Annotated in this window: 1 protein-coding gene; it reads right to left on the reverse strand. The window is 37.9% G+C overall.

Going from position 1 to position 643, the window contains the following annotated elements; genetic code table 11:
* Positions 1–265: 265 nt before the first annotated feature.
* A complete protein-coding gene (locus ACFILW_RS10630; RefSeq protein ID WP_375685820.1) occupies positions 266–595 on the reverse strand; it encodes a hypothetical protein in 330 nt (109 codons plus the stop codon).
* Positions 596–643 lie beyond the last annotated feature (48 nt).

Raw genomic sequence — 643 nt, forward strand, 5'->3', positions numbered from 1 at the left:
CCCCCCCATAGTGCATATCCAGCGCCGTTGCAGCAAATCTCTTTCGCATGGGCTGTTTACGGTTTTTTAAGAATAGATGTTTTAAAATGAATATACTTTAATCCTAATTTTACAAATTTGTCTATTTGCCTCAAATTTGACCGTACAGAGCGTTTTATAGGATAGGTTTTTTATCATAAAATCTTTAAATTGCTCTGTACGGTGCCATTTTTTCGATTTAAATGCACATCCAATCACAAAACGATCAGCAATTTTCACTAGTTTACTAACCTGCAATGTTTTTCAATGTTCCCCCAAGACCATTTAAAATCCCTTCAAGCTTTTGCTTTTCAACCAACGCGAGTGGTCTTGAATTCTCTCTCATTGCCTTTTCTTTCAGCCTTTTTTCACGGGTGTTCAAAACAGCCTTGCGTACTAGATTGGCTTTCGTCAAAAGACTATTTTCCAAATCACGACATAATCTTACGAATTCACGAGTGCTTGGAAAAAACGTATCCGATAAACCTTCTACCTCATCGCATAAAGTCCGTTTAACCGTTTTTATCAGTGACCACGCAGAAACACTTTCCAAAACCATTTCATAGGTAAGCGCCATACCTTCATGATCTGCCTGTTGCGAAATTTTTCAACCACACGAAAGCAT

Source organism: Bartonella sp. TT110JLCBS, from assembly GCF_042193405.1.
In the GTDB taxonomy this organism is placed as follows: Bacteria; Pseudomonadota; Alphaproteobacteria; order Rhizobiales; family Rhizobiaceae; genus Bartonella.

Bases quoted from the DNA above. Each gene is read 5' to 3' on its own strand.
- ACFILW_RS10630 (WP_375685820.1), bottom strand. From the start codon at position 595: ATGGCGCTTACCTATGAAATGGTTTTGGAAAGTGTTTCTGCGTGGTCA.